The following is a 22,272-nucleotide window of genomic DNA, read 5'->3' as shown; positions in this document are numbered from 1 at the left end:
ATCCTCATCCTGAGGTGCCCGTGAAACGGGCCTCGAAGGACGAGGATGAGCCTCTGATCTCGATCAATACGGCGCATCCACCTTCCCCGTTGCCACATACACCGTCTTCAACTCGCTATAATGACTAAGCGCCGCCGCTGAATTCTCCCGCCCGAACCCTGATTGTTTCGACCCACCAAACGGCATCTCGACCGGGCAGAGATTATACGTGTTGATCCACAACGTCCCCGCCTCTAGCTGGTCCACCACGCGGTGCGCGCGGTTGATGTCTGCTGTGAAGACGCCGCCTGCGAGGCCGAATTCGGTGGCGTTGGCGCGGGCGATGACGTCGTCTTCGTCATCGAAATCCAGCACGCACATGACTGGCCCGAAGATTTCCTCGCGGGCGATGGTCATGGTGTCGGTTACGTCGGCAAACACCGTCGGCTGCACGTAAGCACCCTCACCCGGCACATTGTTGGGAATACCACCGCCGGTGATGAGCGTGGCACCCTCGGCCTTGCCCTTTTCGATATAAGCCAGCACCTTTTCCTGTTGAGCCTTAGAAACAAGCGGTCCGATCTGGGTCGCTTCGTCCATGGGCTCGCCGATGATCATTGCATCGGTGCGGCTTTTGAGGTTGTCGAGGAAGCGCTGTTTTGCACCGCGTTGGACGAAAACGCGGGTGCCGTTGGAGCAGACCTGGCCGGACGAGTAGAAGTTGCCCAGCATGGCACCACCAACTGCGCTTTCGATGTCAGCATCATCGAACACGATCAGCGGCGACTTGCCGCCGAGTTCCATGGTCACATGCTTCAAATGCCCGGCAGCAGCCGCGGCCACCTTACGACCCGTTGGCACGGAGCCTGTGAGCGAAACCTTTGCGACATCTGGATGGTTGACCAGCAGCGGCCCAGTGTCCCGGTCGCCCTGGATGACATTGAACAGGCCCTTCGGCAAACCAGCTTCCACCAGAATTTCCGCAATCTTCAACGCACCAAGCGGTGTATTTTCCGATGGTTTGAAAACCATGGCGTTGCCAGCGACCAGCGCCGGTGCGGCCTTCCAGCAGGCGATCTGTTGCGGGTAATTCCACGCGCCGATGCCGACGCAGACGCCAAGCGGCACACGCTTGGTATAGGCAAAATCACCGCCGAGCGGGATGTAATCGCCGTTCAACGCTGAAGGCGCGATGCCGCCGAAGAATTCAAAGGCATCCGCGCCGGAGGTCGAATCCGCGACGATGGTTTCCTGAATGGGCTTGCCCGTATCCAGCGTTTCAAGCTCCGACAAAACGCGATTGCGCTCGCGGATGATATCGGCTGCACGGCGAAGGATGCGACCGCGCGCGGTGGGGCTCATGGTCGCCCATTCCTTCTGTGCCTTTTTAGCGGAAGCAATGGCGCGTTCCACGATGGCAGGCGTGGCCGCATGCAGTCTTGCGATGACTTCGCCTGTGGCCGGGTAAATGCTTTCAAATACAGTGCCCTCAGCATCTTCGACGTAATCTCCATCGATGAAATGCGAGGCTTTCGGCTGAGCTTTCAATGTCATTATGTGGTCCTTACAAAAGGCGGATGGACGGCTTGGCGTCCGCAAAAGGTTTGAGCTGTGTGTCGAAATAATTCTCCACCAGCGCTGGCGCTGCGGAGATACCGAGTGGTGCGGCCTGAAGACTGTGCCTGATATAGAGCCCGTCGATCAGGGCCGCCGCCCCTTCCGCAATGCGGGCTGCATCATCCGGCGGGCACAGACGATTGAGGCTATCCACGATATTGGAACGCAAGCGTCTGTTATAGATGACCAGCAGGCGGCGCATGTCTTCGGATCTTTGGGATTCCACATAAAATGCAAGCCATGCGGCAACCGTTTCATTGGTGAACTGGTCGCTGTGGAAGGAAACCCGCACGATGGCGCTCAGCCGTGCCCGAGGCCCTGATGCCTGGCTTAGTGCCGCAATCGCGTCGCCACGAAGGGCGCGCAGCAGGCTGCGGATCGTTTCCAGCAGAAGCTGTTGCTTGCTGCCGAAATAATGATGCGCAAGCGCCGCCGACACCCCAGCCTCACGGGCAATATCCGACATGGTTACGTTCAGGGAGCCCTGCTGACCGATGGTGCGAAGTGCGGCATCCATCAGCGCTTTCTTGCGCACTGGCTCCATTCCGAGTTTGGGCATTGGCACTCTCCTTTGGAGGGCAATTTATTATTGATTGACTGATCAATCAATAATAAATGCGACACGCGAACGTGTTCTTTGCGCCATCTCCAAAGTGGTTGGAAACCTTGCCCGTTGCCGCAAATGTGTTAGGTTATGGTCACTGGCAGATGAGAGGCCGCACGCATGACCCATGACATTCGCTTGATGAACGAAAGTTACCGGCGCGATGCGCGTGGTAGCGGAGCGGTTTTTGCTGCACTTCCCCGTTTTGTAAAACGAACATTCACCTGGAACATAAAAGGGAGGTCGGCGTTTCTTCGGGCGCACTTCACATTTGTGCTAATATAATAATCACGCAAGTTCGCTCACGATTGGCCAGTGACGAACATTTAAAACGGCCATGACGGTTCGCTCTGACATCTTTGTAGAACGGAACGATCAAACAGGGAGAAGCATGATGCCTATGGTGACTGTATCTATTTCCCCGGAACAGGCTGCGAAGATGCGCGAAGCAGTCGACTGCGGAGACTACGCATCTGGAAGCGAAGTCGTTCGTGCAGCACTTCGGCTTTGGGTTGAGACTGCTGGTCGAAACGAGGCTTCAAAGCGAGGCAACTCATCCACGCCAGTCGGCGAACATCTGAACGTTGCAGAGCTTTATGCAGCCCACGCCCTGAAACGCCGGCACGGCTAAAACACTGAAGTTGTTTCGCTAAAGCTGTTTTAGCGGGTTGAAGCACTGTCATAAAAAATTCAAAAAAACTTCATCAACGAGAAAGTTTTTGTTGAGAACTTTCGGCCATTCTCCTGCGCAAAAGCGCCCGCCAAAACCATAAAACTGGGCGAGTCGGTGGAGAAGATCATATGTCGACGGCGATCGACCCGGACGTCATCAGGCGTTTTGCTAGCGGGCAAATGGCTTCCATGGCAAAACTTGTCCTTGAAACAGCGTTTCAGCCCATTGTCGAAGCGTCGACCGGCACTGTATTCGGCTATGAGTCGCTCATGCGCGGTTTCGACCGCATCGGCTTTTCCAGCCCCCTCGATCTTCTGGACCAGATTGCCGAAGATGGGCAGCTTCTAACCGTGGAACAGATGCTGGCCGGACGCGCGCTGGCGAAGTTTTCCACCTTGCCGGAGTTCTCCTCCGCGACGCTGTTTCTCAATCTCGATGTTCGCTTGATACCGCATGGCGATGCCATTCTAGACAAGCTTCTGGAGCATCTCGCCAAGGCGTCCATTCCGCCGTCCTCTATCTGCTTTGAACTTTCGGAACGTTTCGACAATACCAGCGTGCCGGAATTCAGTGCGCTGATCGGGCGCATGCGCAAGGAAGGTTTCAAACTGGCAATCGATGACTTCGGTGTCGGCCATGGCGAAATGAAGCTTCTGTGCGATTTTCCGGTCGATTATCTGAAGATCGACCGATACTTTATTTCCGGTGTGGACCGTAATCCGCGCAAGCGCCATCTGGTAAAAAATATCGTCAACATCGCGCATGTGTTGGGTGTGCGGGTGATTGCCGAGGGCATCGAAACCGAAGCGGAATTTTTGGCCTGCCGCGAACATGGCGTGGATCTGGTGCAGGGCTGGTTCATTTCCCGCCCCACAACCTTCGTCAGCGAATTGCAGAGCGCTTTTCCGCATCTCCAGCATCTGGGTGAAACGCGCCGCAGCAGCCAGACGCTGGACGAAATCCTTATCCGCCGGCAGATCGAGCGCCTGCCGACTGTTTTTGAAAACGACACAATCGACAGCGTTTTCGAGCTGTTTCGTCGCAACCCGGCACAGGCCTTCTTTCCGGTTCTCAACGCCAATGGAGAGCCGCGCGGCGTCATCAATGAGCATCACCTGAAAGAATATATCTACCAGCCGTTCGGGCGGGATCTTCTCAAAAACAAGGTCTATGAGCGGACGATTTCGCATTTCGTCGATGGTGCACCCATCGTCGGGCTGGATGCGGATGCTGATCAGTTGATGAATGTCTTTGCCAATACAGGCGGCAGCGCCTGCGTAATTCTGACCGAAAACATGCGCTATATCGGCGTCGTGTCCGCCGCATCGCTGATCAAGGTCATCAATGAAAAGCAGTTGAAGCTGGCGCAGGAACAAAACCCACTGACGGCCCTGCCCGGTAACCGCGCTATCAGCGGCTTCATCGAAGACAGTTGCGGCGACAGCGACGACAACCGTTTCTTCTGCTATTGCGATTTTGACAATTTCAAACCCTTCAACGATAAATACGGCTTCCATGTTGGCGACCATGCCATCACGCTGTTTTCGGCCTTGATGAAGCGCTATTTCTTTTCTGGCGACTGTTTCCTTGGCCATATCGGCGGCGATGATTTCTTCATCGGCGTTCGCGACTGGACGCAGGACGAAGTCACGGAAATTCTCGAGCGCCTGCTGAGCGATTTTCACGACGACGTGGTGCAGCTTTATTCGGACGAGGACCGCGCAGCGGGGCAGATCAAGGGCCACGACCGGTTTGGTAACGAGCGCGACTTTGCGCTGCTGCGCTGCTCCATCGGCGTGCTTCAACTGTCCAAGGGCTTGATCATTGGCGACCCGGAGCGCATCGGCGGCGAGATTGCTACGATCAAGAATGCTGCCAAGGAAAACGACTTTGGCCTTGTCATGCGCACCTACGGCGAGACTATTTGAGCTCAGCGACAATGCGCCTTCTTTTAAGTGCCGCAGAGGTGACCTAAGTTCAGGGCAATGATAACCCGACGGAGGCCCTTGATGACTTTGCCCGAAACGATGAAATTTGTTGACCTGCCAAACTTCGGCGCACCCGACGTCATGACCTTCGCAACGGGGCCTTTGCCGGCCCCCAAGGCCGGAGAGATTCTCGTGAAGGTGCAGGCGGCGGGCATCAACCGGCCGGACGTTGCGCAACGGCAGGGCACATATCCAGCGCCCAAGGATGCAAGTCCTGTGCTGGGACTGGAGATTGCCGGAGAAGTCGTGGCACTGGGCGAAGGGGTCAGCGAGTTCAGGTTAGGCGATCAGGTCTGCGCGCTGGCAAATGGTGGTGGCTATGCGGAGTATTGCGTGGTGCCTGCGGGCCAGGCCCTGCCCTTTCCGAAAGGATATGACGCGGTGAAAGCTGCCGCATTGCCAGAAACCTTCTTCACCGTCTGGGCCAATCTGTTCCAGATGGCAGGGCTGACGGAAGGCGAAACCGTGCTAATCCACGGCGGCAGCAGCGGCATCGGCACAACGGCCATTCAGCTTGCCAAGGCTTTCGGCGCTGATGTCTACACTACGGCGGGCTCTAAGGAAAAATGCGAGGCCTGCGAAAAGCTTGGTGCGAGACGGGCGATCAACTACCGCGAAGAGGACTTCGCCGAAGTCATTAAGTCGGAGACCGATGGTAAGGGCGTCGATGTCATCCTCGACATGATCGGCGCGTCATATTTCCAGAAGAACCTCGCCTCACTTGCCAAGGACGGATGTCTATCGATCATCGCATTCCTGGGCGGCAATATGGCAGAAAAGGTCGATCTCCGCCCCATCATGGTCAAACGCCTGACAGTCACCGGCTCCACCATGCGCCCGCGCACCGCAGACGAAAAACGCGCCATCCGCGATGAGCTGGTAACGCAGGTCTGGCCGCTGCTGGAAGCTGGCGAAATTGCGCCGGTCATCCACGATATCATCGACTTCGACCATGTGGCAGACGGCCACCGGTTGATGGAGTCTAGCAGCCATATCGGGAAGATTGTGATGCGGGTTTCGTGACGCTTTCCGTTGTTAACATTGACAACACCTTCGCGGGTTGTTAGAAATAACAACATGAAGGCGACGCTGATTGAAAAAACTCGGAGGGTCGTTAATGACACGACCTTTTTTGAGGTCGCGTTGTGGCATCTGCCAGACGCCGTACCGGGCAGCACACATCCATTCAAATATCGGTTGGCGCTTGTGGTGAATGGCGACTGTATTCTTCGTTACGACAATGAGCGTGGCAAAGGAGATCATCGCCATATTGGTGACCATGAAGAGGCGATTGAATTTACAACGCTTGAGGCACTTTTCGATGCTTTTCAAACCGACATGGAAAGGGCACTGAAATGACGAGTTTGACGATACGATTAAGCACCATTAACGATATGAAGGCCCGTTTTGCGGCCGCCGGAGAGCTTGCCCTTTCAGGCAAGGCGGTAGAAGCAACGCCCTCCATCGAGTTTTCGAGCTATGACGATCTGCACCGCATTCTTGCGCCGTTGCGCCTGAGTATTGTCCGAACCCTCGTTGGCCAAGGCCCCCTCGCCATCCGTGAAGTAGCACGACGTGTGGGGCGCGACGTGCAGGCCGTGCACCGTGATGTAACGACGCTGATCAATGCGGGCATTATCGACAAGCACCAAAATGGCATCGCGTTTCCGTACGACAACATTCACTTCGAGTTCGACATGAAAGCAGAAAAGGCGGCATGATTTTCCCAAGCCCTTGCAATCTCGCCGAATCGTATTACCTTCTTCTCATGTTCAACGTAGTGAAAGGAAGGTGATCCAATGTCTAATGAGATTTCGGTCTTCGTAGCAGGCAATGGAAAGGATTTGATTTTGACGAGGCAGCCCTCGGCTTAATCCGCCTTCCAGCGGGACGTTGCTAAACGTTTCCAGGTCTGACACTAGACCAAACTCATGGAAGGGCCGCCACAAGCGGCCCTTTTCCTATTCCGGGCTTTACTTGCGGAAGACTTTCCAGCGCGTTGGGCGAAAGCGGACTTCGTTGCCGACGGCGACGGTAGCGTCGAGTGGCACTTCGATTTCCAGATGGTAAGGTGCGTGGCCGTTGTTGGCGATATCGATCTCGGCAATCCGCGTTCCCGCAAGACGGCGGCAGATGGTGACCTTGCCGTAGAGCGCATCGCGGTCATCGGTGAGGACCACGTCTTCCGGGCGGAAGAACAGATCGCCGTCGCCCTCGCAGGCATCACGGATGCCGATGTTTTCTCCCTGAAACAGCATGTGCCCATCGCGGATGGTGACCGGCAGGTTGGACGATTCTCCGATGAAGGAGAACACGAAGGGCGAGTTGGGGGTATCGTAGACATCGTCGGCAGTGCCGACCTGTTCGATCTTGCCCTGGCTCATGACGACCACGCGGTCGGCCAGTTCCAGCGCCTCTTCCTGGTCATGGGTCACGAAAACAGTGGTGTGGCCGGTGCGGTCGTGGAACTCGCGCAGCCAGCGGCGCAGTTCCTTGCGAACTTTTGCATCCAGAGCACCGAAAGGTTCGTCCAGTAGCAGAACTTTGGGTTCGATGGCAACGGCACGGGCAAGCGCCACACGCTGACGCTGACCGCCGGAGAGCTGGTTGGGATAGCGGTTTTCGAGACCGGACAGATGGACCATATCTAAGAGATCGGAGACGCGCTTGCGGATATCGCCTCTCGACGGACGGTTCGATGATGGGCGCACCTTCAAGCCGAAACCGATATTATCGGCCACCGTCATATGGCGAAACAGAGCGTAGTGCTGGAAGACGAAGCCGACATTGCGCTCCTGCACGGAGCGATGGGAGGCATCTTCATCACCAAAGAATATCTGTCCCTGAGTGGGCTGTTCCAGTCCGGCGATGAGACGCAAAAGCGTTGTCTTGCCGGAGCCGGAGGGGCCGAGCAGTGCGATCAATTCCCCGGAGCGGATATCGAGAGAGACATTGTTCAATGCGGGAAAGCGGTCGAACTGCTTGGTAATGTTGGAAACTTTGACGTCCATGGACATGCCCTTCAATGCTTGCCGGCGGCGTTGCCCGCGCCAAAGCGTATTTCAAGAATGGTTTTGAGAACAAGCGTGACCAGCGCCAGGCCAGCCAGCAATGTCGCCACGGCAAAGGCCGCACCGATATTGTACTCGTTATAGAGGATCTCTACATGCAGCGGCATGGTGTTGGTTTCGCCGCGGATATGGCCCGAAACCACCGAGACGGCACCGAACTCGCCCATGGCACGGGCGTTGCACAGCAGCACGCCATAGAGCAGACCCCATTTGATGTTCGGCAGGGTGACGAACCAGAAGGTCTGCCAGCCGGATGCGCCGAGCGAAATAGCCGCCTCTTCATCACCCGTGCCCTGATCCTGCATCAGCGGGATCAACTCACGCGCGACGAAGGGAAACGTCACGAAGATGGTGGCGAGCACGATACCTGGCACGGCGAAGAGGATTTCGATGCCATAGCTTTTGAGGAAAGGCCCCAGCACGCTGTGGGACGAAAACAGGATGACGTAGACGAGGCCCGAGATGACCGGCGAGATGGAGAAAGGCAGGTCGATCAGCGTGATCAGAAACGCCTTGCCCTTGAACTCAAATTTCGCGATGGCCCAGGCGGCGGCAACGCCGAAGACGACGTTGAGCGGCACCGAGATGGCGGCGACGAGAAGCGTCAAACGGATAGCCGAAAGCGCGTCGGGCTCGATGATCGATTCCCAGAAATATTCGCCGCCCTTGCGGAAGGCCTCCACGAAGACGGCGACCAGCGGAAGAACGAGAAACAGCGCCAGAAACAGGAAGGCAAGGCCGATCAACACCAGCTTTGCGGGCAGGCCTTCGCTGGCCGGATCACGGAAGGGTCTGGATGAGATGGTGCGCGCGTTATCAGGCATAACCGTACCTCTTGCGGCTCCACGCCTGAATGAGATTGATGACGAACAGCATGGAGAAGGAAATGATCAGCATGATGGTGGCGATGCCGGTGGCGGCGGGGTAGTTGAACTCTTCCAACCGGATGACGATGAGAAGTGGTGCGATTTCAGAGACATAGGGAATATTCCCGGCAATGAAGATGACCGAACCGTATTCCCCTACCCCACGCGCGAAGGCCAGCGCAAAGCCCGTGAGAATGGCGGGCGTGAGGCCCGGCAGCAGAATGCGGGTGATGGTCTGGAAACGGTTTGCACCCAGCGTTGCGGCCACCTCTTCCACCTGACGATCAATCTCTTCCATGACCGGCTGCACCGTACGCACGACGAAAGGCAGGCCGATGAAGATGAGAGCGATGACGATGCCGGTCGGTGTGAAGGCGATCTTGATGCCGAAGGGCTCGAACATCTGCCCGACCCAGCCACGGTTGGAATAGAGCGCGGTCAGCGCAATACCGGCAACGGCTGTGGGCAGCGCGAACGGCAAGTCCACGATGGCATCAACGAAACGACGACCGGGAAAACGATAGCGCACCAGCACCCAGGCGATGAGGACGCCGAAGACGGCGTTGACGAGCGCTGCCAGAAATGCGGTGGTGAACGAGATACGCAACGCGTTGAGCGTTCTGCTATCGGTGGCAATCGCGAAGAATTCTCCGGGGCCGAGCCTTGCCGTAGACCAGACGAGGCCGGCGAGCGGAATGAGGATGATCAGAAACAGGTAGGTGATGGTGTAACCGAGCGTCAGACCGAAGCCCGGCAGGACACTGGATTGACGCCACTTCCACTTGGTTGGCGATGGGGTATTGCTCATCAAGGCTCCGGGTAAAACGGGGGCCATCGTCAGCCGCCCTCTTATGCGCCATCGACCGGCCCCAAGGCCGGTCGATCGTGTCTCCGATCCGAACAGGTCGCGATGGCGCGGCCTGTTTGGTGTTTTACATCATCCGCTTACTTGGCGGGCTTGTAAATCTGGTCGAAAATGCCGCCATCCCCGAAATGTTCCGGCTGTGCTTTCGCCCAGCCACCGAACTGCGGATCGTCGATAGTGACGAGCTTGATATCCGGCAGCTGCTTCAGCAAATCCTTGGAGACGACAGAAGGATTGGACGGACGGTAGAAGTGCTTGGCTGCAATGTTCTGACCTTCGTCAGAATAGAGATATTGCAGGTAGGCTTCGGCAGCCTTGCGTGTGCCCTTCTCATCGACGTTCTTGTCAACGACGGCGACCGGTGGTTCAGCGAGGATGGAGATTGGCGGAACGACGATCTCGAACTCGTCCTTGCCGAATTCCTCACCGGCCAGGTAGGCCTCGTTTTCCCAGGCCAACAACACGTCACCGATCTGGCGCTGTGCAAATGTCACGGTCGAACCGCGGGCACCCGTATCAAGCACCGGAGCGCGCTTGTAGAGTTCGCCTACGTAAGCCTTGATCTTGGCCTGATCACCCTTGTATTCCTCGTTAGCCCAAGCCCAGGCTGCGAGGTAATTCCAGCGCGCGCCGCCCGATGTTTTCGGGTTTGGCGTGACGATCTGGATATCGCCCTTTACCAGATCACCCCAATTGTGGATGCCCTTCGGGTTGCCCTTGCGAACGAGGAACACGATTGTGGAAGTGTAAGGCGATGAATTGTGCGGAAGGCGCGTGCGCCAGTCGGCGTTGATCTTGCCGCTGTTCTTGACGATGGCGTCGATATCGCTCTGAAGTGCCAGTGTTACCACATCGGCTTCAAGACCGTCGATCACCGAGCGGGCCTGCTTACCGGAACCGCCATGCGACTGCTGGATGGTGACGTCTTCGCCGGTGTCGGCTTTCCATTTTTTCGCGAAGGCTTCGTTGAAGTCCTTATAGAGTTCGCGGGTCGGATCGTAAGAGACGTTCAACAGCTTGGTATCTGCCGAGGCCGTTCCGACAGCACCCAGAGTGACAGACAAGCCGAGCGCGACAGCGCTGAGGCTGGATAGTAATTTGGACATCGTAACCCTCCTAGATGCTCTGCGCCTCACACTACTTGTAAAGCCCGGCCGGTCAATCAGGTGCGATCCAATCGCAAAAGTGTTTCCATTGGGGTTGCTTGAACGGCAACAAACACGCCGCCAGTCTAACAAAACACGCAACAGGACGCACGAAAAACGGGCGGTGAACGCAAAATCAGTTCGCATTTTTACCATATTTCCGCCGCGAATACGGAAAAAATTTAGCTGATGGGAATGTTTTTCTGAGCGACTGGCACCATTCGGATCGTTCACCGGCACCGCCCGGCAGTAGAAATCTACAAAAATTAGCGAATATATCGCAAATTGATCTTGCTTTTTAGCGGCAAAACGATTTTATGCAGCGGCTGAGATGCGCCAATACTGCATCTGTGGGTGTCTTTTGCGCATATTGTGCGCACACGAGAGATATTTGCTCTTTGACGATCCACACAAGCATAGCCATTCCTGTCAAAAGACGCCGAATTCAGCGATATTCCGAGCAGTAGAGTTCGGAACCCTTGGAATGACCCTCAATACCGCCTCGCATATCCTTTCCGCCCATGATGTCACATCGTTAGACAACACGCTTGCTGATCTTGATCTCGCAGGTCGTTTGGCTTTAATTGCTGGCCTGGGTGGACGAGCGGTCTTTACAACGAGCCTTGGTATCGAGGATCAGGTCATTACGGCGGCCATCGGCACACATCGTTTGCCAGTCGATGTTGCCACCCTGGAGACCGGACGGCTGTTTACAGAGACCGTCAACCTCATCAGCGAAACTGAAGAGCGCTACGATATAGCCATCAAGCGTTTTTACCCGGCACAGGATGATATCGACGCCTATGCCGCGAAATTCGGCCTCAACGGTTTTTACGATAGCGTCGAAGCCCGGCACGCTTGCTGCCATGTGCGTAAGCTGGTGCCTTTGGCGAAAGCGCTTGAGGGCGCAAGCTTCTGGGTTACCGGCCTTCGCCGGGGCCAGTCGGGTAACAGGGCGACAACGCCCTTTGCCGAATATGATGCCGAGCGCAATCTGATCAAGATCAATCCGCTTGCGGACTGGGATATCGAAGTGATCAACGCGCATGTCATAGCGGAAAACATTCCCGTCAATCCTCTCCACGCCCGTGGATATCCATCCATCGGTTGCGAGCCGTGTACCCGTGCCATCAAGGCCGGCGAAACAGAACGCGCCGGTCGATGGTGGTGGGAGAATGACGAGAAGCGCGAATGCGGTCTTCACGTGGCCGAGGCCCCTCAAGCCTCATCCATCTCAGCCGCCTCACAACAATCCTAGACTTTTATCAGATTGCCGGAGTTTACAATGTCCAATGCAGTTCCGGAGACGGAAGGCAGCAATGTCAGCACACCAAAGCAGCCGCTCGATCCCCACCTGAAGGCCCTCGAGAACGAAGCCATCCACATTTTCCGCGAAGTTGCGGCGGAATTCGACAATCCAGTGATGCTCTATTCCATCGGCAAGGATTCGTCCGTGCTGCTGCACTTGGCGCGCAAAGCGTTCTTCCCGGGTCGCATCCCCTTCCCGCTGCTTCACGTCAATACGGGCTGGAAGTTCAAGGAAATGATCGAGTTCCGCGACAACATCGTCAAGGAATACGATCTCGACCTCATCTCCTACACCAACCCACGTGGCGCGAGCGAAAACGTGACGCCGTTCACACATGGTTCGGCGCTCTATACCGACATCATGAAGACGGAAGCGCTGCGTCAGGCACTGGATGCCGGCAAGTTCGACGCTGCCTTTGGCGGTGCGCGCCGCGACGAGGAAGCCAGCCGCGCCAAGGAGCGTATCTATTCCTTCCGCACGCCTGATCATAAATGGGATCCGCGCAACCAGCGCCCGGAACTGTGGAACATCTATAACGGCATGGTTCGTCAGGGCGAAAGCGTGCGCGCCTTCCCGCTGTCCAACTGGACCGAGGTCGATATCTGGCGCTACATTCAAGCCGAAAATATTCCGCTCGTGCCGCTCTATTACGCCGCTGAGCGCCCTTATGTCGAACGCGACGGGATGATGATCCTAGCTGAAGACGAGCGGCTGGAATTGCTGCCCGGCGAAGAAATCCAGCACGGCATGATCCGTTTCCGCACGCTGGGCTGCTTCCCGCTGACGGGTGCGATCAACTCCGAGGCGACGACGCTGGATGAGGTGATTTCCGAGCTTGAGATCGCCACCGTTTCGGAACGTCAGGGCCGTGCGATCGACCGCGACCAGTCCGGCTCCATGGAAAAGAAAAAGCGCGAGGGCTATTTCTGATGACCCAGAACACCACAGCTCAATCCGCCACCATCCTGCCGTTTGTGGAGCCTGCAAAAGCCGTGAGAGATACGCGACCCTTGCGTCTGATTACCTGCGGCAGTGTCGATGACGGTAAGTCCACTCTGATCGGCCGCCTGCTTTGGGACACCAAGGCGGTGAAGGAAGATCAGGCCGCCACGCTGCACCGCGACAGCGGTAAGCAGAACGATCTCGGCCTGCCCGATTTTGCGTTGCTGCTGGACGGTTTGCAGGCTGAGCGCGAACAGGGCATCACCATCGATGTCGCCTATCGCTATTTCGCCACCGACAAGCGCGCCTTCATCGTTGCCGACACACCCGGCCATGAGCAGTATACCCGCAACATGGCCACCGGCGCATCGACCGCCGATCTGGCCGTACTGCTGGTCGATGCCCGCACCGGCATCCTCGAACAGACCCGCCGCCACGCAACGATTGCCGCGCTAATGGGCATTCGTCAGTTCGTGCTGGCCGTCAACAAGATCGACCTGACCAACTACGACAAGGCCGGTTTCGAGCTGATTGCCCACGACTTCCGCGAATTTGCGCTGTCGCTCGGCATCAAGCAGATCACCGCCATTCCCATGTCGGCGTTGAAAGGCGAGAACGTCGTTCTCTCCGGAAAGCCCTCCATGCCGTGGTATGAAGGGCCGACGCTTGCGGAAACGCTGGAGCTGGCCACAGCGCGGTCCACGCAGACCGGTGGCTTCCGTCTGCCCGTACAGCGCGTATCACGCCCCGGCGAAAGCTTCCGCGGTTATCAGGGCACGGTTGCCGGTGGCGCTGTGAAACCCGGCGACTCCGTTGTCATTCTGCCATCCGGCATGGTGGCCAACGTCAAGCAGATCGTCACCTTCGATCTGGTACGCAACGCAGCGGTCTCCGGCGATGCCATCACGCTGGTTCTCGACCGTCAGGTAGATGTGTCGCGTGGCGATATGATCGTATCCATCGAAGCGCAACCGCAGACCGGTCATGCCTTCGATGCGCAGATCGTGGCGCTTCAGCCCGGCGGCATCGAGCCCGGCAAGCGCTACTGGCTGAAAAGCGGCAGCCGCCGCCAGCGCGTTACGGTTCAGCCAGTGACGCATCTCGACCTGAAGAACGGTCAGTGGGCAGCCCATACCGACACGCTCGCCATGAACGCCATCGGCAAGGTTCGCCTTGCCTTTGACGAAACCGCCATCTTCGACCCTTACGAACAGAACCGTTCCACCGGCTCCTTCATCCTGATCGACCCCGATACCAACAACACCGTCGCGGGTGGCATGATCATCGGCAAACGCGCCGACACGGGCAAGATTTCCCAGGGCGAACGCGTCATCATCTCGCTTCCAGCCGATCTGGCCGAAGCGCTGCTGGCCGGCGAGCAGCTTTCCAGCCGACGAGACGAGATCGAAGTCCGTCGCACCAGTGCTGCAACGGCCTCCAGATTGCTGGACGAACTGGATTAAAACGCTGGCTCCGTAAATATGAAAGGCACCGGTCAACACCGGTGCCTTTCTGCGTTTTGAGATGTTCGCCGTCGCTGCGCATTCCGATCTCATCGATGACCGCTGCCACGCAAGCCCCACTACAGTTCAGTCAGGTACTTCCGTCACTAGTATATTCACTGTCCAAATCCGTTTGCGCGCCAACGCCGCTCACGGAATTCACAGTAAAACTCGGAACGGGCTATATGGACGCTTCAATCTCTCTTCAATTGACTGACCGGCTTGATGCTCTCGCCTCAAAAATCGAAGACGTTGGCTCGAGGCTGGATGCCTTGATACAAAACAACGAAATGAATGGCGAAATTCAAATCGAAGTGGTCAAGCTGCTGCAGCATATGCAGAATGCCCAACTGGATTTGGACAGCAAAGTAGACGAGTTGTCCAACGCCGTCACGACGACGGCAGACGGTGGTCTTCGCAGTGACCTGTCGAAAATTGGTCTCGCCATCGTGCATGACAGCAGGCAAAAGACGATTGATATCGCTTCCCTAAAGCAAACCGCGAACATGACCCTGCGCGAACAGACAAGCGGGGTTTTTCCAATCCGCACCGTCTTCCTCATCCAGTCCATACCCATGTGGGATGCGCTTTCTGACGTCTATGACGCCATGGTAGCGGATGACAGGTTTGACCCGATCATCATCTCCATCCATGTTGGAATTCTGGGGCGCGGGGTTTTCGAGGGTGAGGACAAGGTCAGCAGTGCTTTTTCGGAGAAGGGAATTCCCCATCTTCGCTTCAATATGGACGATTCCTATGCGGCACTGGATATTCTCAAAGCGTTGAAGCCAGCCGTCATATTCCGCCAGCAGCAGTGGGATATGGGTGTGCAGCCTGCATTTCGGACGCAGGAACTGACCTTCAGTCGCCTTTGCTATGTTCCCTATGCGCTCAGTCTCGCAGCCTCGCTGGGCGATGCTGTCGTGACCGACGTTTCAGCGCTCGGCTTCGACCAGCCCTTTCACCGCGCGGCTTGGCGGATTTTTTGCGAAACGCCCAAAATACAAGAGTATTTCCGTTCGTTCGAACATTCAGATCCGAAGAAATTCATCACCAGCGGCTTTCCGAAATTTGACCGCTTGCTGGGTGATATCGACGCGCCATCCTGGCCGATTTCCCATCAGGATCGCCAGAACTTCAAGGTCGTATGGGCACCACACTACTCCCTTGGTAAAGGAGGAGGCCTGGGTTTTGGCGTATTCGACCGTATCTGGGAGCAGATGCTGTCCTGGGCCAGACAAAGCCCGGATATCGATTTTGTCTTAAAACCTCATCCGGCTCTTTTCGGCAGCGTCCTCAACCCCGAGGCACGGACGATGTTTCGCAACGCCTGGAATAATATGCCGAACTGCACGTTTTCAGAGGAGCAGTATGGCCCGCTTTTTGCCGCATCGGACCTGATGATATCGGATGGGCTATCCTTCCTCGCGGAATACCCGCTTTTCAATAAGCCCTTGGTCTTTTTTGACTCACAGAACCACGTGGAATTCAACGACTTGGGAAAATTGGCAGAAGCCGCCTCCAGACGCGTTACCACGTTCGATCAGCTTCAGCATGCCGTTCTCGAATACAAGAATGGCAAGGCGTGGGGGTTTGAAGCCGAGCGAAAAGCGCTGTTCGACAGCATCATCCCTCATCGCGGACAAGCCTCTGCCGTCATTCTCGACACGATCGCCGAAGGCATCAGGGACGGTTTAAACTAGGCGTCAAAACTCTCGACACGATACGACAAACATAATCAAGCGGAGCCATAAATGAAGACTGTTGGTGTTATCTTGGGTGGCGGCGTTGGCGCGCGCTTTGGCGCAGCCACCCCCAAACAGTTCTTGAAGTTGGCAGGTCGTATGATCATCGAGCATACGATCGACGTCTTTGAAAAAAGCCCGCATATCGACGAGATTATCGTGGTCACACGCTTGGACTATGTCGACCAATGCTGGCATCTGGTCAATCTGAATGGCTGGTCGAAGGTCACGAAAGTCATTGTCGGCGGTCAGGAGCGGATGGACTCGACATACTCCGCAATCAAATCTCTAAGCGATTTTGACGATGGCACGAAAGTCGTGCTGCACGACGCTGTCCGACCTTTTGTTACCGAGGAAATTCTGGACCGGTGCGTTACGGCACTGGACGTATTTCCGGCTGTCGACGTGGTGATTCCCTCTTCAGACACAATCGTTTCAGTCCACGACAACGGCTGCATCTCCAGTATCCCGCCAAGAAGCACGATGCGCCGAGGGCAGACGCCTCAAGCCTTCACGCTTGGCGTCCTGAAGCAGGCATATGAAAAAGCAATCGCCGGCGGACTGAAAGATTTTACGTGCGATTGTGGTGTCGTGCGTGGAATGCTCCCTCACCTTCCCGTCGCCACGGTTCATGGTGCAGATACCAACATTAAGGTCACCACCCCGACAGATCTTTTTCTCGCTGAAAAACTCATGCAATCCCGCACCAGCGCCTTGACGAATGAGGCTGATCTCAGATCACTGGCCGGAAAGAGAATTGTTCTGTTTGGCGGCAGCAGTGGCATCGGGAAGTCGATTCGGGAGATGGCGCTCGTCAACGGTGCCGAAGCGATTGTCGCCAGCCGCTCGTCCAACAGTGTCGATGTCGCAGATTTCAATTCCGTCAATGGTTTCCTTGCGAAAGTCGCGTCCGATCGCCCCATCGACGCTATCGTCAATACCGCTGGTATATTGATCAAGCGTCCGCTCTCGCAGATGACCCATCAGCAAATCAACGAGATGGTTGCGATCAACTATTACGGTGCCATCAACGTCGCCTATGCCGCTCGCGACCATCTGATGAGATCACGCGGAGCCCTCATCAATTTCACATCAAGCTCTTACACGCGAGGTCGCGCGTATTACGCAATCTATTCGTCCACAAAGTCTGCGATTGTGAACCTGACTCAGGCGCTTGCCGAGGAATGGCACAATGACGGCATCCGCGTTCATTGCATCAATCCAGAACGCACGAAGACGCCAATGCGAACCGCAAATTTTGGGATTGAAGACCCTCTGACACTTCTCGACCCGGAGGAAGTAGCTCGCACCACCTTAACGGCAATCTCCGCCAATTCGACGGGATTGATCATCGATGTTCGCAGACCACCAACTCCGGGTGGTTTGAACTAAAATACCTCGTGATAGGCCTGAACGTAAGAGAACTAACAAAAAGCGCCGGTCTAAGACCAGCGCTTTTTCGGTTATATTCTCACGTCAAGTTCATGATCAGAAGAAGAACATCCAGATCAGAACCACGACGACCAGAGGCACACCCATTGCCCACAAAACCATAGCTTTTAGCATATTTTTCTCCTTTTCACCTTGTTGACCTAACGCATGCTCGTGGGCAAAGGTTCCTTGAGGAAAATATTGTTCGCCTGCCATTGCGGGCCACGACGGCAGCCCGTTCTCCCGACAATGATCTACGCGGAGGCGACGGCCTTGGAGCGGCGGGTGGTTTGGCGCTCGACCAATTCGAAACCCAAATCCAAAGTCCGCTCACCTATGCTTCCGCCCTGCCCTAAGGTGATGACGATATCTGCAGCGGTATAGCCTATATCGAAGCGCGGGACGCGAATGGTGGTCAGCGGCGGCTCGGTCGTAGCAGCATATTCCAAATCATTGAAGCCGCAGATTCCGAATTCTTCCGGCACACGAATACCCAAGCGCTGACACTCGAAAATGACACCGAGAGCCAAGTCGTCGCTGTGGCAAATCACGGCATCCACGTCAGGCCTTTCCTCGAGGAAGCGACGGATCAAACGAGAGCCGAGGTGAATACTGGGTGGAGCATCCTGCCAGATGATCAGGCTCTCATCGAACAAGCCCGCCTGCTGCATGACCTCACAATAGCCCGCCTGCCGTAATCGAACTCTAATGTCGTTGCCGCAGCCAAGCATGGCAATTCGACGATACCCCTGGGACAGCATATGTCGGGTGGCGACCATGGCGGCCTGTTTATGGTTGATGCCGAGAGCAACGCCGTTGATTTTCAGTGAAATATCTATGGTCTGGACAACCGGGCAACCGGCCTCGTTGACGATGGCGTCCAGATTTTCAAGTCGATCCGTACCCGCAACGATGACACCCGCCGGGCTATGTGCTGCGAAAGATCGCAACTGCCTAACCTCCTCCTCGGCGTCATAATGGGTATTGGCATATTGAATTCGGTAATCGGTGCCCCTTATCCGCGCTTCTATGCCGTTCAGAATCGCGCTGATGGCGGGATGGGACAGGGATGGCAACAGAACGCCGATGAATGTGCTGGTCCCACTGGCCAAGGCTCTGGCGTTGAAATCAGGAACGTACCCCATTTTGTCCACGACGCTGAGAATATGCCCCCGCAGGGCCTCCGAAACCTTGTCCGGCTCACGCAACGCGCGCGAAACCGTAATCGCGCTGACACCTATCTCCTTTGCAACATCCTGCAATGTGACTTTTACGTTCGCTTTTCGTCTACGAGAGTGCGGCATCCATTTACCTTATCTGTCAGGCGAAGCTGAAGAATAAACTGAAACGTTACAGCTGGACGTTTTTCATAAGCAAGACGAAGAAAAGCATAATATCAATTTTACTAATACACCATATTCCATCCGCGACACGGCCCCGGACTTTCACGTTAAAAGCGACGGAATTTGCTTCTAGCCCAAAAATAGTCGCGCAAGTTGTGACCCATGATAGCGGAACACATTGTGACGATGTGCACAATCCTGCTTTCGGAGAACGGAGTTACTTTAACGGGCAATAGATCCAGAAGCCCTGCAACACTGGTGTTGCAAATGGTCGGAGTGAGAGGATTCGAACCTCCGACCCCGTCGTCCCGAACGACGTGCGCTACCAGACTGCGCTACACTCCGTGACCAACAGCGCCGGTATAAAACGGCACATTTTCTTCGACAAGCGGGCTTACAAAATTTTATGCCCCCGTTCACAGCGGCTCGATGTTGGTTTGCGACACCGCAATCGTTACAAAAAAGCAATTGTGGCAAAAAATATTCATTGTGACGTCTGCCGCCACTGCCGTTTGCCCATAAATCTGCTAGGGGAACATCATCTCCCGCGAAAACACCGGAAACGGCACAACAAGGATATCTCGACATGCGATTTCGCAGTGTAACATTGGCAGGGCTGGCGATTGCCCTTTCCGCTTGCACCACCACAACCCCTTCGCTTGCTCCTAAAAGCGCCGTGGAAACCCGCTGGGTTGGTCAGTCGGCTGGCGTGTTCTTTGCCAAATATGGCCCACCGTTGAGCGATGTCGATTCCGGCAACACGACGACCTACAACTGGCGCGGCGGTTACAAGACCACCACTATCCCTGCGAAGTTTGACGAGGCCAAGGACGGCAAGCGCGGTCGCCAGACGTCGTCTGCCCGCAAGGTCTATCTCTCCTGCACCGTGCAGTTGGTTGTTGGCAGCGACTATACGATCCGCTCCATCCGCACCGTGTCGGACCGCCCCGGCGTGAACGGACCGAGCTATTGCGCCGAGTTTCTTGGCGGCGAATAAGTCCTGATATCCTCACTTCCCAAAAAGCCCGTCGGATTTTTCCGGCGGGCTTTTTACTGAGCAGAGCTCACTCGGCATCGCTTTTCGCAGCAATGCATAGCTCAATCCCGGCTTGCACGGCTGTTATGCAAATGGCGCATAACGCGCAATCTAAACGATTTAAAGCCACTAGCGCGCATCTTGATCCAGCCTATGTCTGGAACGCGGGCCCCGCCCTATGGTGCGGAAAACTAAGGCAAAATGTCGCAGTCGGTGTTTTTTCTGAGGCGGAATTTTGGCGGATCGACTTAGTGCTGTAGTCACCCCAAATTCTCACGCTGCCTCGTTAGTCATATTTTGACGGCGTTGTCTTACAGGTTGGTTTGCGTTATTGCGCCGCACAAATTTAAAACCATCATCAGTTTAGGAAAAGACGTGATTAAAAACGATAAGGGCAATGGCCTGACCGACGGATTTTCGCACGACAACTTTACCATGAACCGTCGCCAGGTGCTGGGCACGGCGTTTGCCGGTCTCGCCGCTGCGGCCTTGCCGGGCGCGCCTGCATTGGCGCAATCTGCCGATAAACAGGTCGATGTGCTGCTGATTGGTGGCGGTATCATGAGTGCCACGCTTGGCGTCTGGCTGCATGAGCTGGAGCCGACATGGTCCATCGAGATGCTCGAGCGTCTGGATGCCGTGGCACTGGAAAGCTCCAACGGCTGGAACAATGCCGGTACCGGCCACTCCGCCCTTGCGGAATTGAACTACACACCGGAAACCGCCAATGGCGGTATCGACATTTCCAAGGCCGTTGAAATCAACGAAGCGTTCCAGATTTCGCGCCAGTTTTGGGCATGGCAGGTGCGCAACGGCGTTCTAAAGAACCCGCGCTCCTTCATCAACCACACGCCGCATATGAGCTTTGTCTGGGGCGATGAGAACATCTCCTATCTGGAAAAGCGCTACGAGGCGCTGAAGGCGAGCCCGCTTTTTGCCGGCATGCAATATTCCAGCGACCCGGAGCAGATCAAGAAATGGGTTCCGCTGATGATGGAGGGCCGCGACCCTGGCCAGAAAATCGGCGCGACATGGTCTCCGCTCGGCACCGACATGGAGTTCGGTGAAATCACCCGCCAGTTCGTTGCGCATTTGAAGACGCAACAGAACTTCAACCTTCAGGTTTCCAGCGAAGTCACCGCCATCGAGCGTAACACCGATGGCACATGGCGCGTGACCTACAGCAACCTCAAAGACGATTCCGAGCGCACCGTCGATGCGAAATTCGTCTTCGTGGGCGCTGGCGGCGGTGCCATCCACCTGCTGCAGATGTCCGGCATTCCCGAAGGTGACGATTATGCGGGCTTCCCGGTAGGCGGCTCCTTCCTCGTCAACGAAAACCCCGATGTCACCATGCTGCATCTGGCCAAGGCTTACGGCAAGGCATCCGTCGGTTCGCCACCCATGTCCGTCCCGCATCTGGACACGCGCGTCATCGGCGGCAAGCGTGTGGTGCTGTTTGGACCCTTTGCGACCTTCTCCACCAAGTTCCTCAAGGAAGGCTCCTATTTCGACCTGCTGACATCGACCACTTTGAGCAACGCATGGCCGATGATGAGCGTCGGCATAGATGAATATCCGCTGGTGGAATATCTGGCTGGTCAGCTGATGCTGTCCGACGACGACCGTTTTGCAGCACTTCAGGAATATTTCCCCGGTGCCAAGCAGAGCGAATGGCGTCTGTGGCAGGCAGGACAGCGCGTACAGATCATCAAGCGCGACAAGGACAAGGGCGGCGTGCTGAAGCTCGGCACCGAAATCGTCAGCGCCAAGGACGGCAGCATCGCCGCTCTGCTCGGCGCATCCCCAGGCGCGTCCACGGCAGCACCGATCATGCTCAACGTGCTCGAGAAGGTCTTCAAGGACAAGGTCGCCAGCCCGGAATGGCAAGCCAAGATTCGCGAAATCGTTCCGAGCTATGGCACGAAGTTGAATGCTGACCCGGAAAAGGTCATGCAGGAATGGGCTTACACAAGCGAACATCTGCAACTGCCAACGCCGCCGCAGATCGATATGGCAGCGATCAACGCAGCGTCGGGCGCAACAACCAGCGAACCCGCCGTGAAGCGCCCGGACATGGCGCTATAATAATCGATTTTGACAGGCATCATCGCCTGTCAAAAATATTCGAATACAAAGGCACGTCTTCGGGCGTG

Annotated in this window: 20 protein-coding genes and 1 tRNA gene; 12 read left to right on the top strand and 9 right to left on the bottom strand. The window is 56.1% G+C overall.

Annotation, left to right across the window (positions count from 1 at the left end):
• Window positions 1-63: 63 nt before the first annotated feature.
• The gene (gene betB / locus CPJ18_RS12500; RefSeq protein ID WP_188348518.1) at window positions 64-1,527 is read right to left on the bottom strand and encodes a betaine-aldehyde dehydrogenase; all 1,464 of its coding nucleotides are present in this window, start codon (window positions 1,525-1,527) and stop codon (window positions 64-66) included.
• A 16-nt stretch (window positions 1,528-1,543) separates the two neighbouring features.
• Window positions 1,544-2,155 carry a transcriptional regulator BetI gene (gene betI, locus CPJ18_RS12495; RefSeq protein WP_103658638.1) on the bottom strand — a complete coding sequence of 204 codons (612 nt, stop codon included), beginning with the start codon at window positions 2,153-2,155 and terminating at the stop codon, window positions 1,544-1,546.
• A 439-nt stretch (window positions 2,156-2,594) separates the two neighbouring features.
• Here betI and CPJ18_RS27545 point away from each other — a divergent pair, with 439 nt between their 5' ends.
• The 5 genes from CPJ18_RS27545 to CPJ18_RS12470 all read left to right on the top strand — a co-directional run bounded on the left by CPJ18_RS27545 (window position 2,595) and on the right by CPJ18_RS12470 (window position 6,582).
• On the top strand, window positions 2,595-2,831 hold the full coding sequence (locus CPJ18_RS27545; protein ID WP_103659102.1) for a ribbon-helix-helix domain-containing protein: 237 nt from the start codon (window positions 2,595-2,597) through the stop codon (window positions 2,829-2,831).
• 170 nt (window positions 2,832-3,001) lie between these two features.
• Window positions 3,002-4,801: a GGDEF domain-containing protein gene (locus tag CPJ18_RS12485; RefSeq protein WP_103658636.1), complete on the top strand. Its 1,800-nt coding sequence runs from the start codon at window positions 3,002-3,004 to the stop codon at window positions 4,799-4,801.
• Between the two features lie 81 nt (window positions 4,802-4,882).
• On the top strand, window positions 4,883-5,884 hold the full coding sequence (locus CPJ18_RS12480; protein WP_167397888.1) for an NAD(P)H-quinone oxidoreductase: 1,002 nt from the start codon (window positions 4,883-4,885) through the stop codon (window positions 5,882-5,884).
• A 54-nt stretch (window positions 5,885-5,938) separates the two neighbouring features.
• Window positions 5,939-6,220, top strand: a complete 282-nt coding sequence (locus CPJ18_RS12475; RefSeq protein ID WP_103658632.1) for a toxin-antitoxin system TumE family protein — start codon at window positions 5,939-5,941, stop codon at window positions 6,218-6,220.
• The gene (locus tag CPJ18_RS12470; RefSeq protein ID WP_103658630.1) at window positions 6,217-6,582 is read left to right on the top strand and encodes an HVO_A0114 family putative DNA-binding protein; all 366 of its coding nucleotides are present in this window, start codon (window positions 6,217-6,219) and stop codon (window positions 6,580-6,582) included. The genes CPJ18_RS12475 and CPJ18_RS12470 overlap by 4 nt, the downstream gene beginning before the upstream one ends.
• Before the next feature lie 252 nt (window positions 6,583-6,834).
• Here the strand turns inward: CPJ18_RS12470 and CPJ18_RS12465 are convergent, their stop codons facing one another.
• From CPJ18_RS12465 to CPJ18_RS12450, 4 genes are all read right to left on the bottom strand, one after another.
• Entirely contained in the window at window positions 6,835-7,872 is a 1,038-nt protein-coding gene (locus tag CPJ18_RS12465; RefSeq protein WP_103659101.1) for a sulfate/molybdate ABC transporter ATP-binding protein, read from the bottom strand.
• 11 nt (window positions 7,873-7,883) lie between these two features.
• Window positions 7,884-8,756 (bottom strand): sulfate ABC transporter permease subunit CysW, encoded by an 873-nt coding sequence (gene cysW / locus CPJ18_RS12460; protein ID WP_103658628.1) that lies wholly within the window; start codon window positions 8,754-8,756, stop codon window positions 7,884-7,886.
• Entirely contained in the window at window positions 8,749-9,606 is an 858-nt protein-coding gene (cysT, locus tag CPJ18_RS12455; protein ID WP_077103701.1) for a sulfate ABC transporter permease subunit CysT, read from the bottom strand. Before cysT ends, cysW begins: the two co-directional genes overlap by 8 nt.
• Window positions 9,607-9,743: 137 nt before the next feature.
• Window positions 9,744-10,769 (bottom strand): sulfate ABC transporter substrate-binding protein, encoded by a 1,026-nt coding sequence (locus tag CPJ18_RS12450; protein WP_077103699.1) that lies wholly within the window; start codon window positions 10,767-10,769, stop codon window positions 9,744-9,746.
• Window positions 10,770-11,292: 523 nt separating this feature from the next.
• On the opposite strand from CPJ18_RS12450, the gene CPJ18_RS12445 reads away from it, so the two are divergent.
• The 5 genes from CPJ18_RS12445 to CPJ18_RS12425 all read left to right on the top strand — a co-directional run bounded on the left by CPJ18_RS12445 (window position 11,293) and on the right by CPJ18_RS12425 (window position 17,698).
• Window positions 11,293-12,066, top strand: a complete 774-nt coding sequence (locus CPJ18_RS12445) for a phosphoadenylyl-sulfate reductase (RefSeq protein WP_103658626.1) — start codon at window positions 11,293-11,295, stop codon at window positions 12,064-12,066.
• Window positions 12,067-12,093: 27 nt separating this feature from the next.
• Window positions 12,094-13,047: a sulfate adenylyltransferase subunit CysD gene (gene cysD, locus CPJ18_RS12440; RefSeq protein WP_045231306.1), complete on the top strand. Its 954-nt coding sequence runs from the start codon at window positions 12,094-12,096 to the stop codon at window positions 13,045-13,047.
• Complete coding sequence (cysN, locus tag CPJ18_RS12435; RefSeq protein WP_103658624.1) at window positions 13,047-14,522, top strand: sulfate adenylyltransferase subunit CysN; 1,476 nt, start codon at window positions 13,047-13,049, stop codon at window positions 14,520-14,522. Before cysD ends, cysN begins: the two co-directional genes overlap by 1 nt.
• A 224-nt stretch (window positions 14,523-14,746) precedes the next feature.
• Window positions 14,747-16,264, top strand: a complete 1,518-nt coding sequence (locus CPJ18_RS12430; protein ID WP_103658622.1) for a hypothetical protein — start codon at window positions 14,747-14,749, stop codon at window positions 16,262-16,264.
• Between the two features lie 51 nt (window positions 16,265-16,315).
• The gene (locus tag CPJ18_RS12425; RefSeq protein ID WP_103658620.1) at window positions 16,316-17,698 is read left to right on the top strand and encodes a bifunctional cytidylyltransferase/SDR family oxidoreductase; all 1,383 of its coding nucleotides are present in this window, start codon (window positions 16,316-16,318) and stop codon (window positions 17,696-17,698) included.
• A 96-nt stretch (window positions 17,699-17,794) separates the two neighbouring features.
• On the opposite strand, the gene CPJ18_RS26815 is transcribed toward CPJ18_RS12425, so the two are convergent.
• The 3 genes from CPJ18_RS26815 to CPJ18_RS12415 all read right to left on the bottom strand — a co-directional run bounded on the left by CPJ18_RS26815 (window position 17,795) and on the right by CPJ18_RS12415 (window position 19,425).
• Window positions 17,795-17,953 carry a hypothetical protein gene (locus tag CPJ18_RS26815; protein WP_153366622.1) on the bottom strand — a complete coding sequence of 53 codons (159 nt, stop codon included), beginning with the start codon at window positions 17,951-17,953 and terminating at the stop codon, window positions 17,795-17,797.
• A gap of 38 nt (window positions 17,954-17,991) precedes the next feature.
• Entirely contained in the window at window positions 17,992-19,041 is a 1,050-nt protein-coding gene (locus CPJ18_RS12420) for a LacI family DNA-binding transcriptional regulator (protein ID WP_103658618.1), read from the bottom strand.
• A 307-nt stretch (window positions 19,042-19,348) separates the two neighbouring features.
• Window positions 19,349-19,425, bottom strand: a tRNA-Pro gene (locus CPJ18_RS12415).
• 241 nt (window positions 19,426-19,666) lie between these two features.
• On the opposite strand from CPJ18_RS12415, the gene CPJ18_RS12410 reads away from it, so the two are divergent.
• Both CPJ18_RS12410 and mqo read left to right on the top strand, forming a co-directional pair.
• The gene (locus CPJ18_RS12410; RefSeq protein WP_077103687.1) at window positions 19,667-20,077 is read left to right on the top strand and encodes a hypothetical protein; all 411 of its coding nucleotides are present in this window, start codon (window positions 19,667-19,669) and stop codon (window positions 20,075-20,077) included.
• Window positions 20,078-20,551: 474 nt separating this feature from the next.
• Entirely contained in the window at window positions 20,552-22,204 is a 1,653-nt protein-coding gene (gene mqo, locus CPJ18_RS12405) for a malate dehydrogenase (quinone) (protein WP_167397903.1), read from the top strand.
• Window positions 22,205-22,272 lie beyond the last annotated feature (68 nt).

It is taken from the genome of Agrobacterium rosae (assembly GCF_002915175.1).
Taxonomy (GTDB): Bacteria; Pseudomonadota; Alphaproteobacteria; order Rhizobiales; family Rhizobiaceae; genus Agrobacterium; species Agrobacterium rosae.
Note: the sequence above shows the minus strand (reverse complement) of the source record. Positions and strands in the feature narration are given on the sequence as shown.